Origin of the sequence: Nocardiopsis dassonvillei, from assembly GCF_964273065.1 — a bacterium.
In the GTDB taxonomy this organism is placed as follows: Bacteria; Actinomycetota; Actinomycetes; order Streptosporangiales; family Streptosporangiaceae; genus Nocardiopsis; species Nocardiopsis dassonvillei_B.
The window spans coordinates 3,405,010-3,418,498 of the sequence record NZ_OZ186815.1; the positions used below are offsets into that span (position 1 = coordinate 3,405,010).

Annotated in this window: 12 protein-coding genes; 8 read left to right on the forward strand and 4 right to left on the reverse strand. The window is 73.0% G+C overall.

From position 1 onward, the window contains the following. Positions 1–33: 33 nt before the first annotated feature. The 5 genes from purD (at position 34) to ACSUPR_RS15095 (ending at position 6,038) form a co-directional block, all read left to right on the forward strand. Positions 34–1,290 carry a phosphoribosylamine--glycine ligase gene (gene purD, locus ACSUPR_RS15075; RefSeq protein ID WP_436885247.1) on the forward strand — a complete coding sequence of 419 codons (1,257 nt, stop codon included), beginning with the start codon at positions 34–36 and terminating at the stop codon, positions 1,288–1,290. Positions 1,291–1,355: 65 nt separating this feature from the next. Next, positions 1,356–2,261 carry a phosphoribosylaminoimidazolesuccinocarboxamide synthase gene (locus ACSUPR_RS15080; RefSeq protein ID WP_436885248.1) on the forward strand — a complete coding sequence of 302 codons (906 nt, stop codon included), beginning with the start codon at positions 1,356–1,358 and terminating at the stop codon, positions 2,259–2,261. Positions 2,262–2,643: 382 nt separating this feature from the next. Beyond that, positions 2,644–3,939, forward strand: coding sequence for a UDP-N-acetylglucosamine 1-carboxyvinyltransferase (murA, locus tag ACSUPR_RS15085; RefSeq protein WP_436892021.1), 1,296 nt, complete (start codon positions 2,644–2,646; stop codon positions 3,937–3,939). 266 nt (positions 3,940–4,205) lie between these two features. Beyond that, positions 4,206–5,456, forward strand: a complete 1,251-nt coding sequence (locus tag ACSUPR_RS15090; RefSeq protein WP_436885249.1) for a transcriptional regulator — start codon at positions 4,206–4,208, stop codon at positions 5,454–5,456. A gap of 99 nt (positions 5,457–5,555) precedes the next feature. Continuing rightward, positions 5,556–6,038, forward strand: coding sequence for a hypothetical protein (locus ACSUPR_RS15095; protein ID WP_436885250.1), 483 nt, complete (start codon positions 5,556–5,558; stop codon positions 6,036–6,038). 80 nt (positions 6,039–6,118) lie between these two features. Here the strand turns inward: ACSUPR_RS15095 and hisC are convergent, their stop codons facing one another. Next, entirely contained in the window at positions 6,119–7,201 is a 1,083-nt protein-coding gene (gene hisC / locus ACSUPR_RS15100) for a histidinol-phosphate transaminase (protein ID WP_436885251.1), read from the reverse strand. 108 nt (positions 7,202–7,309) lie between these two features. Between hisC and ACSUPR_RS15105 the strand changes: the two genes are divergently transcribed. Then, positions 7,310–8,077, forward strand: a complete 768-nt coding sequence (locus ACSUPR_RS15105) for a hypothetical protein (protein WP_436885252.1) — start codon at positions 7,310–7,312, stop codon at positions 8,075–8,077. Here the strand turns inward: ACSUPR_RS15105 and ACSUPR_RS15110 are convergent. Continuing rightward, complete coding sequence (locus ACSUPR_RS15110; RefSeq protein WP_436885253.1) at positions 8,074–9,084, reverse strand: MauE/DoxX family redox-associated membrane protein; 1,011 nt, start codon at positions 9,082–9,084, stop codon at positions 8,074–8,076. The genes ACSUPR_RS15105 and ACSUPR_RS15110 overlap by 4 nt on opposite strands. A 1-nt stretch (position 9,085) precedes the next feature. Further along, positions 9,086–10,057 (reverse strand): hypothetical protein, encoded by a 972-nt coding sequence (locus ACSUPR_RS15115; protein WP_436885254.1) that lies wholly within the window; start codon positions 10,055–10,057, stop codon positions 9,086–9,088. Between the two features lie 299 nt (positions 10,058–10,356). Between ACSUPR_RS15115 and ACSUPR_RS15120 the strand changes: the two genes are divergently transcribed. After that, on the forward strand, positions 10,357–10,875 hold the full coding sequence (locus tag ACSUPR_RS15120) for a SigE family RNA polymerase sigma factor (RefSeq protein WP_436885255.1): 519 nt from the start codon (positions 10,357–10,359) through the stop codon (positions 10,873–10,875). Positions 10,876–10,900: 25 nt separating this feature from the next. Here the strand turns inward: ACSUPR_RS15120 and ACSUPR_RS15125 are convergent, their stop codons facing one another. Next, positions 10,901–12,325, reverse strand: coding sequence for an MFS transporter (locus ACSUPR_RS15125; RefSeq protein ID WP_436885256.1), 1,425 nt, complete (start codon positions 12,323–12,325; stop codon positions 10,901–10,903). 194 nt (positions 12,326–12,519) lie between these two features. Here ACSUPR_RS15125 and ACSUPR_RS15130 point away from each other — a divergent pair, with 194 nt between their 5' ends. Continuing rightward, positions 12,520–13,419, forward strand: coding sequence for a helix-turn-helix transcriptional regulator (locus ACSUPR_RS15130; protein ID WP_436885257.1), 900 nt, complete (start codon positions 12,520–12,522; stop codon positions 13,417–13,419). Positions 13,420–13,489: the final 70 nt, after the last annotated feature.

Consider the following 13,489-nt stretch of genomic DNA (forward strand, 5'->3'; position numbering starts at 1 on the left):
TGTCAGCCCTCCCACACGAAGAGGCCCCCAGTAGTGAAAGCCCTCGTCCTCGGCGGCGGAGGCCGCGAGCACGCCCTCGTCCGCGCGCTGTCCCTCGACCCGGGTGTCACCGCCATCCACTGTGCCCCGGGCAACCCGGGCATCTCGGAGCTGGCCGACAACCACGTGATCAACGTGACCGACGGGCTGGCGGTGACCGAGCTGGCCGCGCGCATCCGCGCGGAGCTGGTCGTCGTGGGCCCGGAGGCGCCGCTGGTCGCCGGGGTCGCCGACGCGCTGCGCGAACGCGGCATCCCGGTGTTCGGCCCGGACAAGGAGGCGGCCCGCCTGGAGGGCTCCAAGGCGTTCGCCAAGGAGGTCATGGAGGCGGCGGGCGTGCCCACCGCCAAGGCCAGGGTCTGCCGCTCGGCCGGCCAGGTCTCCGAGGCGCTGGACGAGTTCGGCGCCCCCTACGTCGTCAAGAACGACGGCCTCGCGGCGGGCAAGGGCGTGGTGGTCACCGAGGACCGGGCGCTGGCCGAGCGGCACGCGCGCGAGTGCGGCCGGGTCGTCATCGAGGAGTTCCTCGACGGCCCGGAGGTGTCCCTGTTCGTGCTGAGCGACGGTGTGCACGCGCTGCCGCTGCTGCCCGCCCAGGACTTCAAGCGCGCCTACGACGGCGACCAGGGCCCCAACACCGGCGGGATGGGCGCGTACGCGCCGCTGCCGTGGGCCCCCGCCGGGCTGGTGGACGAGGTCATGGAGTCGGTCGTGCGGCCGACCCTGCGGGAGATGAACCGTCGCGGCACCCGCTACCAGGGCCTGCTGTACGTGGGCCTGGCGCTCACCTCCAGGGGCCCCCGCGTGGTGGAGTTCAACGCCCGCTTCGGCGACCCGGAGACCCAGGTGGTGCTGGACCGGCTGGCCAGCCCGATCGGCGCGGTCCTCCAGGCCACCGACACCTCCGGGCTGAAGGGCATCGGCTCCCTCCAGTGGAGGCAGGGCTCCGCGGTCACCGTCGTGGTGTCCGCCGAGAACTACCCGGGCGACCCGGTCAAGGGCGACGTCATCGGCGGCCTGGCCGAGGCGAACGCCGTGGAGGGCGCCTACGTGCTGCACGCCGGGACCGCCTGGAGCGGGACCCGCGACGTGGTGTCGGCGGGCGGCCGGGTGCTCAGCGTGGTGGGGACCGGCGCCGACCTGGCGCAGGCGCGCGAGCGCGCCTACGCGGCGGTGTCCCGGATCGAGCTGCGCGGCTCCTTCCACCGGACCGACATCGCCGAGCGGGCCGCCGCCGAGATCCAGCGCTGAGCACCGGAGCGCAGTGCCCTCCGGCCCGAGCGGTCGGCCGTAGAAGCAAAGGACACCTTTCCACGATGAGCGGTTTCGTCGTCCGGCCCGAGCCGGTCCGGGTCGAGGGCCTGACCCACCTGCACACCGGCAAGGTCCGCGAGCTGTACGCCACCGGGTCCGGCGACCTGGTGATGGTGGCCAGCGACCGGATCTCCGCGTACGACTGGGTGCTGCCCACCGAGATCCCCGGCAAGGGCCGTCTGCTGACGCAGCTGTCCCTGTGGTGGTTCGACCGGGTCGCCGACCTGGTCCCCGGCCACGTGGTGTCGGACGTGCCGCCGCAGGGCGCGCCGGCCGACTGGGCCGGGCGGACACTGGTGTGCCGCAGGCTGGACATGGTGCCGGTGGAGTGCGTGGCACGCGGCTACCTGACCGGTTCCGGCCTGGCCGAGTACCGGGTGGACGGCACCGTGTGCGGGGTGCCGCTGCCGGAGGGCCTGGTGGACGGCTCGGAGCTGGCCGAGCCGATCTTCACCCCGGCCACCAAGGCCGAGGTGGGCGACCACGACGAGAACGTGTCGTTCGAGACGGTCGTGGACCGGCACGGCGCCGAACTCGCCGGGGCGCTGCGCGACCTCACCCTGCGGGTGTACACGCGCGGCCGCGAGGTGGCGCGCGAGCGCGGGGTGCTGCTGGCCGACACCAAGTTCGAGTTCGGCCGGGACACCGACGGCGCGCTGGTGCTGGCCGACGAGGTGTTCACCCCGGACTCGTCCCGGTACTGGCCGGCGGACGAGTGGGAACCGGGCGGGCCGCAGCCGTCCTTCGACAAGCAGGTGGTCCGCGACTGGCTGACCTCGGCCGCGTCGGGCTGGGACCGGGCCGCGGACACGCCGCCGCCGGAGCTTCCGGAGGCCGTGGTCGAGCACACGCTGGACCGCTACGCGGAGATCTTCCGACGGTTGACCGGATCCGAACCCAAGCTGTGACGCGCCCCAAGGAGTGATTCCGGGCACGCTGGTCTCGGAATGGCCTCCGGGAACGCGTATGGTGGGGAGGTCGCGTACGGCACCCGTCAGGTGTCCGGCCATGTACGCGGCATCCCCACACCTACCCTGGTCTTTCCCGTTGGGCGAATACCTCTTTGGCCGTTTCGCGGACTCCCCGCCCGATCTGGGGGTATACCACGTTCTGGACCGGTCTGGGCCGGAGGGTGCTATAGAGTCGTCGCGAACACACCGGCTCGCTGGCCGTGCAGGTCACACAAGTTCGTCGAACGTTCCAGGGGAAACCCGCGTCTAAAACGCACATAGGCGAAACCCGACGAGGGTGACCTTTTTTCACATCTGCCTCACAAAGGAGCACATGAGCATGGGCCAGGAGGTTCGTTACCGCGTCCGCGGCGGACGCCCCCTCAGCGGTACGGCGTTCATCCAGGGCGCGAAGAACGCCGTCCTGCCGATGATCGGAGCCGCTCTTCTCGCGGCCAAGGGTCGTACGGTGCTGCGCAACGTCCCCGTCATCGAGGATGTCTACCGCTCCCTCGAACTCGCCGAGCACATCGGCGCCAAGGTCGAGTTCCATGAGGCCGAGCGGACCGTGGTCATCGACGCCTCCGGGCTCAACGACCCCGAGCGGGCCGTTCTCCCCGCCGAGATCGCAGCGCGCTTCCGCGGCTCGGTGCTCTTCGTCCCGGCCCTGATGCACCGCACCGGGCGCGCCCGGATCGAGGGCGTCGGCGGATGCAACCTGGGCAGCCGCAACCTGGACTTCCACTACCGGGGCTTCGCGCGCCTGGGCGCCGAGGTCACCGAGGACCCCGAGCGCAACCACATCAACGTGGAGGCCTCCAACCTCCGCGGCGGCCGCCTGTACCTGGACACGCCGTCCCACACCGGCACCGAGAACCTGCTCATGGCCGCGGTCCTGGCCCCCGGCACGACGGTGATCGAGCACGCCGCGCTGGAGCCCGAGGTCCTCGACGTCATCGAGTTCCTCACCGCCATGGGCGCCAAGATCCGCGGCGGCGGTACCGGTCTCATCACGGTCGAGGGTGTCGAGGAACTCACCGCGGTCGAGCACACGATCATGTCGGACCGCATCGACGCCGGCGTGTTCGCGATGACCGTCGCCGCCACCGGCGGCGAGGTCAGCCTGGTCGGCGCCAACCTGGACCACCTGGGCGTGGCCCGGTGGAAGCTGGAGCAGATGGGCGTGGAGTTCTCGCAGGAGGGCGCGGTCCTGCACGTGACCCGCGACCCCTCCGTGCCGCTGCGCCCGATCAACGCGGTGACCTCGCCGTTCCCGGGTTTCGCCACCGACCTGCAGTCGCCGCTCATGGCCCTGTCCACCCTGGCCGAGGGTGAGAGCTACATCCACGAGGCGATCTACGACGGCCGCTTCGCGCTGGCCGACGAGCTCAACAAGATGGGTGCCAAGATCGAGGTGGAGGGGACCCGCGCCATCGTGCACGGTTCGACCCACCTGCGCGGCACCGAGGTGATCGCCCACGACCTGCGCACCGGTGCGGCACTGGTGCTCGCCGGACTGGTCGCCGAAGGTGAGACAATCGTGGCGCCTGGTTATCTGGTGGACCGCGGTCACGCTCAGTTCGCGACGCGACTCGCCGCGCTAGGTGCCGACGTGGAGCGCGTCGTCGTCTCGTAGCGGGTCGAAAGCGCAGTTCAAGCCGGGGTGGGAGCCCGTCTCCCACCCGGGCTTTCGGCGTTGATATGGAAAACGATCTTCTTTGGCCCCGCACAATGGGTACGATCTCGGCAATCATGCCGTGACAGAGATCGGGTCGGGAAACCAGTGGGCGCACATAGTGAAGAGCGTGGAATGGTAGCGGGGAGCAACCCGAGGTGAGTGCCCAGCGTACTGGCGATTTGACGATCGGCGTCATAGGGCCCCATGAGGTGGTCGAGCGGGTCATGCTCATGGGTCCTGGGTCCACGGGGCCCCTCAACGCCAGACTCATCGCCGCCGCATACCGAGATGAGCAAGAGGCGACGGACAAGGTCGTCAGGCTGGGTTCGGCGATCGACGCGTACCTGTTCGCCAGCCCGGTTCCCTACGAGTTCGCGCGGAAGGCCGGCGTCCTGACGATGCCCGCCACCTACGTGCCGCTCGGGGGCGCCAGCCTGCACGAGGCACTGCTCCGCGCCACCCTGGACGAGCGATACGACCCGACCAGAGCCAGTCTGGACGTGCTGAGCCGCGCCGACGTCGTGGAGGCCTACTCCGAGGTCGACCTGCCCGTGGACGGCATCCACGTCCACGAGGAGCTGACCAACACCGCCCAGCTCACCTCGTTCCACGAGGGGCTGTGGCGGCGCAAGGCCACCAAGATGGCGATCACGTGCGTGCGCGGGGTCGCGGAGCGGCTGGAGGCCATCGGCGTCCCGGTGGTGCGGCTGCGGCCGACCAACGCCGGGGTGCGCAGCGCGCTGCAGACCGCCGGCCTGCTGGGCGCCCACCACCGGCTGGAGGAGGCGCAGCTGGGCGTGGTCGTGGTGGACGTGCCGACGCTGCGGGACTCCTCCCGGCGGTCGACGCCCCGCTACTGGCGGGAGGAGCTGCGGCTGTCGCTGCACCGGCTCCTGCTCCAGGAGGCCCACCGGATCAACGCCACGGCGCACCGTCTGGACGACCATTCGTTCATGATCACCGCGACGCGGGGCTCGCTCGTGACGGCGACCGAGGGTTTCCGGCAGCCGCCGTTCGTGGAGCGCATCAAGGCGGAGCTCGGGATCGCCATCGAGGTGGGCATCGGCATGGGGCGCACGACCCAGGACGCCGAGGCGCACGCCCGGGCGGCCCTGAACCGCGCCCAGGCGTCCCGTCAGAGCTTCGCGGTGGACCGGGAGGGTCGCTCCCTGGTCCCGGCCCAGCGCGCGCCCGCACGGCAGTCCTCCGAACCGCTGCGCACCAAGGGCCGCGAGACGCTGATCCGGCTCTCGGAGAAGATCGCGGAGGAGGACGGCCCCCTCGTCGTCGACGCGGAGAACGCCGGGCGGATGCTCGGCGTCACCTCCCGGACCGCGCGTCGGCTCCTGCGCACCCTCGTGGAGGAGGGGCTCGCCTGGCCCCTGCCCCCCAACCGCACGCTCCAGCCGGGGCGCCCCCGCCAGCTGTACCGGCTCATCGTGGAGAAGCTCGACAAGGACGCCGCGGGCAAGTAGCCGCGGCCCGTACCCGACACACGGGGCGCCTTCCCCCCTGGGAGGCGCCCCTCCGGTGCCCGCCGAGGCGCGGTACACCCCTCCGAGAAGGCCCTCGCCGTGATCCGTCGCCGGCTGCGCTCCCTGGCGGTGCTGGAGCTCGTCAACATCCCCCTGTTCGGCCTCGTCCTGTTCGCCGTGCTCGGCGCCCCCGCCTCCCCCACCAATCTCGCCGGGTTCGGCATGTTCGCGCTGCTGCTGGTGGAGGGGTCCGCCTACTGGTGGCTCAAGCTGCGCCAGGCGTCCCGGGGCGGGCGGCTGCCCGCGGGCATGCCGGTGTTCCGGGCCCTGCGGTGGGTCAACGTCGCGCTGTTCGCCCTGACGGGGGCGGTGGTGGCGGCCGCCCTGGCGGAGGGCGGGCACTGGAGCCGGGTGGCGGTGGGCGTCCCGCTGTGGCTGTTCGCCGTCCTGGAACAGGTCAACTACTTCCACGTGCAGCTGGCGCACGACACACGTGCCGACCTGCGGAGGCTGCTGCGCACCCGGCGGCTGCACCGCTCCCACCTGGCCCGCGACCTGACCCGGGCCGCACACCGCGGCTGAGTCGGGGCCGGGACGTGCGGGACCGGCGGCGCCTCCCGGCGCGGGTCCGGGGCGGACCGCGCCGGGAGGGAACCGGCGGGTCAGCGGCGCTTCGGGTACTCCCGGGCCACGGAGAGGAGGACGTCGTTCTCCTCCGGGGTGCCCAGGCTGACGCGGGCGCCCTCGCCGTCGAAGGGGCGCACGGACACGCCGGACTCCGCGCACGCGGCGGCGAAGTCGAGGGTGTCCCCGTCCAGGCGCAGCCACACGAAGTTGGCCTCGGTGGGCGGCACGCTCCACCCGGCGGCCAGCAGGGCCTCCCGCACGCGCACGCGCTCGGCGACGGTGGCCTCCACGCGCTCCAGCAGTTCGCCCTCGGCCTCCAGGGAGGCGATGCCCGCGGCCTGGGCCAGGTGGTTGACCGCGAACGGCACCAGGGTCTTGCGCACCGCGGCGACCACCGGCGGGTGCCCGACCAGGAAGCCCAGGCGCACCGCCGCCAGGCCGTAGGCCTTGGAGAAGGTGCGAAGGACGGCCACGTTGGGACGGTCGCGGTACAGGGTGACGCCGTCGGGTACCTGCGGATCGCGAACGTACTCGCGGTACGCCTCGTCCAGGATGACCAGCACGTGCTCGGGGACCCGGTCCAGGAAGGCCGTCAGCTCCGCCTCGCGCACCGCGGTGCCGGTGGGGTTGTTGGGGTTGCAGACCAGCACCATGCGGGTGTTCTCGGTGATGGCGTCGAGGATCGCGTCGAGGTCGTGGGTCTCGTCGCGCAGCGGCACCCGCACGGAGGTCACCCCGGCCAGCTCGGCGAGCAGCGGGTAGGCCTCGAAGGAGCGCCAGGCGTAGACGACCTCGGCCCCCGGCTCGCCCACGGCCTCCAGCAGCTGCTGGAGCAGGCCGACCGAGCCCGCGCCCAGGCCGATGTGGTCCTCGGGGACGTCCAGCCTGCGGGCCAGCGCCGCGGTGAGCTCGGACGCGCCCGGGTCCGGGTAGCGGTTGAGGTCGGCGGCGGCGCGGGCGACGGCCTCGCGCACGGACGGGAGCGGCCCGTAGGGGCTCTCGTTGGAGGACAGCTTGATGGATCGCCCGTCGGGCCCGATGACCTTCCTGCCCGGCTTGTAGGCGGGGATGCTCTCCAGCACCGACCGCAGATATGGCGATTTCGACTCCGACACCATTGTCCTTCCTCAATACTTTGTGCTAGCCCCGAGACACGCTCAGCTATATCGCGTCCGGGTCGGTCACCGCTCCCAGCGGAAATATCGCACAAACGAGGAGACAACACCATGCGCTCGCGTCCGGAACCCGCCACGACGGCTCGGGTCACCGCTGGTCAGAGCCGCTTTCTCGGCAACGGGGGAAAGGGCATCCGATCATGGGCCCTTTATGCCGGCCTGCCCCTGGTCCTCGTTCTGAGCGCCTGCGGCGGCCCCGCCGGGGAGGACGGCGGCGAGGCCGCGGAGGAGGCCGCGCTGCTGCACGACGCCCAGCTCATCTCGTTCGAGGGCGCCGAGATCATGCCCGAGGGCAGCGAGGCCGGCGTCTACTCCGAGCTGGTCACCGTGCAGTACAGCGAGCAGGTGCGGGCCACCACCGAGCTCGACAAGCCCGCCTGCCTGGACGCCGCCAACCGGTGGGCCGACGCCGAGGCGGTGCAGGCCGCCCCCGCCTCCCTGACCTCCTACCAGTGGGACCGGGGCTCGCTCACCCACCTCCTGGTCCGGCTGGACGAGGAGGGGGCGGCCGCCGCGCTCGACGCCCGGCCGCCCGAGGACTGCGACACCTACACCGCCACCTACGAGGACGGCACCTCCTCCGGCTACGAGGTGCGCGACCTGGCGGAGCTGCCGACGCTCGGAGACGCGTCGCGGGGCTTCGCCGTGGACGTGGACACCGACGGCGAGCGCAACCACATGTACAGCGTCATGTACCGCAACGGCGACCTGGTCGGCACCACCTCGATCATGGGGCCGGGCTCCCTGGAGGACTACGAGGAGATGCTGCTCGGGTTCACCCGCGCCTCCGTGGAGCGCCAGCAGGAGAAGCTCGGCTAGGCTCCGCCGCGGCCTCCGGCCACCTCGGCCTCCAGGTCCTCGCTGGGCCAGGAGTCGGCGCGCGCCGAGGGGTTGCCCACGGCCTTGTCCAGGCTCGCGGCCTCCCGGGCCCGGTCCTGGCGCTCGGCGTCCAGCCGCGCCGCCCGGCGCGGGCCGGGCAGGCGCCGCGGCGGGCCCTGGAGCTCGCGGTCGGACACCGCGCCGAAGGACGCCACGGACGTGCCGCTGTCCCGGGCCACCACCGCCGCGCGCACGGCGGTGCGCGACCGCCCGCCGATGCGCACCGCGAAGACCACGTCCACGCGGGTGCCGTGTCGCAGCCCGTCGTAGCGCAGGAAGCGGTGGCAGCCGTGGCGCCAGACGTCGAGCGGCTCGGTGTCGAGCAGCAGCGGCCGGTTGGTGCGCCACACGTCGCTGCGGCGGAGCCTGCGCTGGACCGAGCGCTCGGAGACCTCCCGCAGCTCGCAGGGCTCGCGGGTGCCCAACCGGGCGGCGATCCCGCGCAGCTCGGGGCTGACCAGCGCCAGCAGGAGCAGTTCGGCGCCCAGCACGGCGGCGTGCACCGGCCCCGCCCCCAGGACCGCCTGCCAGGCGGTCGGCTCCAGCCCCAGGGTGAGCAGCGCCGCAGCGGACAGGAGCCCGGCCCGGGTCAGGGTGCGCCACCCGATGGGCGCGCGGCTGAGGCCACCGAAGCAGCCGCAGCCCGCCTCCGGTTCGCGGCGGCGGACCAGCAGCAGGACCACGACGGAGGCGGCGAACACCAGGGCGGTGAGCAGGCGGGCCGCCTCGCCGGGCGGACCGGAGAGCAGGACCAGGCCCGCGGCCAGGGCGGCCTCCAGCAGCCCTGTGCCCAGCACCGCGGGGCGGCGCATGCGGGCGGGGAGCAGGATGGACAGCCCCGAGGACACGTCCCGGGAGCCGAGCTTGGTGAGCGCGCCGAACAGGAGCAGCACCGCCAGGAGCGGCAGCTGGACCTCTCTCAGCGCCTGGAGGATGTCCGTCGGCATGTCACACCTCTCCGTCGTGGACCGTGACGGTCGCGTTGAAGCAGCCGTCCTCCAGGCGCCCGCCCAGGGCGACGAAGGAGGACATGGTGAGCGAGGCGAGGCGCCCGGCGCCCTGTCCCCCGCAGGCGGGGCACAGGTCGCACAGCCAGCTGTCGGCCGCGGCGCAGTCGATGACGGGCAGGGCGGCGGACTCGCGCGTGCAGTCGTTGCGCAGGCTCACCACGGCCCCGGTGGACAGCAGCGGCAGAGGCACGCAGGAGGTGCGCCGGTCGCAGGACGCGGGATGGCCCGCCCGGTCGATCGCCGGGTAGGCCAGGCCGGTGGCGTGGGCACGCGGATCCAGGTGCGGGGCGCGCCCCCAGGCGGGGTCGTACCAGGTGGCGATGCCGTTCAGGGTGGCGGAGTACCGCCTGGTGGGCGGGCGCCTGGGCGTGGCGGCCAGGGGGTAGGGCGGCTGGGTGGTGGCCGGGCGCACCGCCCAGACGGCGCCGTCGCGCCAGATTCCGACGGCGTCGAACAGGTACCCGGGCTCCAGCCTGGGGTGGCGCACGGTGATCCGTCCCGAGGTGCGGTAGGGGATGACCACGGTGAGACGCGGGCGGCCGTGCCCGGGGTCGATCTCCAGGGTGCCGTCGTGGTGTTCGGTGATGACGCCGGTGGCTCGGGCGGCCTGGGCCCAGACGCGTTCGGCCACCAGGCGCCCGTCGTGCGAGCACCGGACGACGGCGTCGTCCCCGGGGCGCAGCTCGGTGGGCCGGACCTCGCCGCCGCGCCAGAAGGTGGTGGCGCTCTCGTAGAGGAAGCGCTCCTCTCCGCCCGGGGTGGCCAGGCAGAGCATGTAGGAGGTGGCGTCGACGACGACGCCGCGGGACACCCGCCTGTTCGGCGGTGTGGGTTCGGGCGCGGCCCCGGGTCCCAGGAGCGCGCCGGTGAACCTGGCGCGGCCTCGGTGGTTGTCCGTCATCACTGACATGTCGTTCGCGTCCCCCTGTCGCCCGACTCGTCCTATAGCGCCCATTCTCCCGATGAAGGGGCCGACCCGCGGCTCACACGCCGGAGCGCGGCGGTTCATGCCGTCCGCATGTCCCGAACATTGCCTTGGGCATGTCCTCCCCGGCACCGGCCCGTTCTCCCCGCCTCCGCGGGGAGAACGGGAGCGTCCGCAACGCGCGGTTTGTCCACGCGTGGGACACAGGTTCCCGGGAGTTTGCGCTCACTGTGTGAGAGTTGAGGCCACAGGCACCTTCCGAGGCGGCGAGAGGCGGTGGACACATGGACGGCACCAAGCAGACCCGCCGGTACGAGGACTTCAGCAGCTACGTCGCCGAACGCGGCCCCGCCCTGCTGCGCATGGCCAGGTCCATCACCGGCAGCCACAACGACGCCGAGGACCTGCTCCAGGCCGCCCTGGTCAAGACCTTCCTGTCCTGGGAGCGCATCAACGACCCGCGAGCCCGCGACGGGTACGTGCGCCGCGCCATGGTCAACGCCCGGATCTCCGAGTGGCGCCGCAGCCACCTGGACGTGTACCCCACCGACGAGATCCCCGAGCAGCGGGTGGACGACCCCACCTGGCGCAGCGACCTCGCAGACGTGGTGCACCGGTCCATCGACAAGCTCCCCGAACGCCAGCGGGTCACGGTCGTCCTCCGCTACTACGAGGACCTGACGGAGGCGCAGATCGCCGAGCGGATGGGCGTCACCCTGGGCACCGTCAAGAGCACCCTCTCCCGCGCCGTGGACCGGCTGCGCAGGGACGCCGACCTCATCATCGAGCGCACCACCGGCTGAGCCCCGGCCTCCGCCGGGCCCCGGTTCACGCCCGTCCCCGCGCGCCGAGGAAGAACACCGCCGCGAGCACTCCCACCAGGACGACCGTCGCGTTGACGGCGATGGCCGTGGTCAGGCCGCCCAGGGTCGCCGCCGTGCCGGCTCCGACGATCGCCGAGGTGGCGACCGCGCTCATGACCGGCGTTCCCACGGTTATGCCGACCTGCTGGGTCATGGTCGCCAGGCCCGTGGCCAGGCCCTGCTCGCCGTCGGGCAGACCGGAGGTGGCGGTGACCATGAACCCGACGATGACCAGCATGTTGCCCACGCCGCCGACGAAGGTCGCGCCCAGGAGAAGGGGCATGCTCCCCTGGTCGGCGCCCAGGCCGAGCAGGGCGAAGGTCGCCGCGCTCTGCACCACGCCGCCGAGGACCAGTGCGGCCCTGGTGGATGTCGCCCTGATGACGCGGGCCGCGAGGACTCCGCCCACGACGGTTCCGGCGCCCAGGACCGCGAAGGACAGGCCGGCCGCCAGCGGGCTGAAGCCCAGCACGTTCTGGAGGTAGAGCGTGAGCAGGAAGACCAGCGAGGTCTCGGTGAGGAACGCGGTGAACCCGGCGATGTTCCCCCAGGCCACCGTGCGCCGGCGCAGGATGCGGATCGGCACCAGCGGGGCCTGGACCCTGGACTCCACCAGGACGAACAGGACCAACAGCACGGCGCCGACCGCCAGGGGCACCCAGGTGTGCGGCTCCGACCAGCCCGCCTCGCCCGCCCGCGAGAAGCCGTGGACCACCGCGAGCAGGCCCAGGGTGACCAGCAGGGCACCCGGCGCGTCCAGCCTGGGCCGCCCCTCCGGCAGGGACTCCTTGATGACGATCGGGGCGACGACCAGCACGAGGAGCACCACCGGGACGTTGACGAAGAACGCCCACCGCCACGACAGCAGGTCGGTGAGGAGCCCGCCCAGGACGGCACCGGTGATGAACCCGGCAGACATCAGCGCGCCGTTGAGGCCCAGCGCGCGCTCCCGCAGCGGCCCCTCCGGGAAGGAGGTGGTGAGCAGGGACAGGCCCGCCGGGGTGACCGCGGCGGTGGCCAGGCCCTGGAGGACGCGAGCGGCGATCAGCGCCTCGGGGGTGGTGGCGAACCCGCCCAGCAGGGAGGACAGGCCCAGGACGGCGAGGCCGCCCAGGAAGAGGCGACGGCGGCCGAACAGGTCGGCGATCCGCCCGAAGAGCAGGGTGAAGCCCGCCGCGCACAGGGCGAACGCCGTGGCGATCCACTGGAGGTTCGCGAGCGTGAAGCCCAGCCCGTCTCCGATGACGGGCAGCGCGACGTTGAGAATGGAGAAGTCGACGGCCAGCATGAACTGCGCCGACAGCAGCACCACCAGGATGACGGCCATGCGCGGTGTCAGCCGCGTCGGACCTCCTGTGGCCGCCGCGGGCGCGCCGGTGTTCACGGACATGGGTCCCTCCTCGGGTTCGTCGTCACGGCCACCCTCGTCCGGGCGCGGCGGCGGAGCCAGGACCGCGTCGCGGGCAGCCTCCGGGAGGGTGGTCACGGCGTGACCACCCCCGGGGCGCCGCGGCCGGAAGAACCCGCGGCATCCGGGGCGTTCCTGTGGACGACCGCGCGCAGCACCCCGGAGAGGACCAGACCATGCCCGCCGCTTCCGAACTCGGTGACTTCCTCCGGACCCGCCGCGGGTCGCTGCGCCCCGAGGACGTGGGCCTGACCCCGTACGGCGGGCGCCGCCGGGTGCCCGGGCTGCGGCGGGAGGAGCTGTGCATGCTCGCCGGGGTGAGCGTCACCCACTACACGCGGCTGGAGCAGGGGCGGGCCGCCCGGGTGTCGCGCGAGGTGCTGACCGCGATCGCGCGGGCCCTGCGGCTGGACGGGGACGAGACCGCGCACCTGATGGACCTGGCCTCCCCCGCCGCCGGCCGCCCCTCCCCTTCCCGGCCCGGGCAGGCGGGGGGATCGGCGCGCCAGCTGATCAACGCGATGGCGGGGGTGCCCGCGCTGGTCCTGGACCGCCGCAACGACATCCTGGCCTGGAACGAACGCGGTCACGCCCTGCTCGGGGGCCACCTGGGCCCGGGGGACCCCGACCTGCCCGAGCGCCGCCCCAACCTGACCCGGATGCTGTTCCTGGACGGGCACATGCGCGCCCTCTACGGGGAGCGCTGGGCGGAGGAGGCGACGCTCGCGGTGGCCTCGCTGCGCCTGACCGCGGGCCGCCACCCCGAGGACCGCGGGCTGGCCGAGCTGGTCGGCCTGCTGGCCGTGCAGAGCGAGGAGTTCGCCGGGCTCTGGGCCCGGCACCCGGTGCGGACCTGCACGTCGGGGACCAAGCGGATGGACCACCCGGTGGTGGGGCGGCTGGAGCTGGCCTTCGAGACGCTCCAGATCCCGGGCGGCCCGGGGCAGCGGCTCATCGCCTACAGCGCGCAGCCGGGCAGCCCGTCGGAGCGGGCCCTGCGGGACCTCCTGCCGCAGGCCGGCGGGGTCCCACAGGCCGGCGAGGAGGGCGGGAGGCGGCTGCGCGCCGTGCGTTGAGGGCGCTGCCGGGGCGGTGAGACGGAGCCCTCGGGGGATTCGTTTTGCACAGTGCGGCCCCGTGTCTGTA

Excerpts from the sequence above, each read along its gene's own strand:
- ACSUPR_RS15115 (WP_436885254.1), bottom strand. The coding sequence starts at position 10,057 with ATGTCAGTGATGACGGACAACCACCGAGGCCGCGCCAGGTTCACCGGC.
- ACSUPR_RS15080 (WP_436885248.1), top strand. The coding sequence starts at position 1,356 with ATGAGCGGTTTCGTCGTCCGGCCCGAGCCGGTCCGGGTCGAGGGCCTG.
- ACSUPR_RS15120 (WP_436885255.1), top strand. The coding sequence starts at position 10,357 with ATGGACGGCACCAAGCAGACCCGCCGGTACGAGGACTTCAGCAGCTAC.
- ACSUPR_RS15110 (WP_436885253.1), bottom strand. The coding sequence starts at position 9,084 with ATGCCGACGGACATCCTCCAGGCGCTGAGAGAGGTCCAGCTGCCGCTC.
- murA (WP_436892021.1), top strand. The coding sequence starts at position 2,644 with ATGGGCCAGGAGGTTCGTTACCGCGTCCGCGGCGGACGCCCCCTCAGC.
- ACSUPR_RS15105 (WP_436885252.1), top strand. The coding sequence starts at position 7,310 with ATGCGCTCGCGTCCGGAACCCGCCACGACGGCTCGGGTCACCGCTGGT.
- ACSUPR_RS15090 (WP_436885249.1), top strand. The coding sequence starts at position 4,206 with ATGCTCATGGGTCCTGGGTCCACGGGGCCCCTCAACGCCAGACTCATC.
- hisC (WP_436885251.1), bottom strand. The coding sequence starts at position 7,201 with ATGGTGTCGGAGTCGAAATCGCCATATCTGCGGTCGGTGCTGGAGAGC.
- ACSUPR_RS15125 (WP_436885256.1), bottom strand. The coding sequence starts at position 12,325 with ATGTCCGTGAACACCGGCGCGCCCGCGGCGGCCACAGGAGGTCCGACG.
- ACSUPR_RS15130 (WP_436885257.1), top strand. The coding sequence starts at position 12,520 with ATGCCCGCCGCTTCCGAACTCGGTGACTTCCTCCGGACCCGCCGCGGG.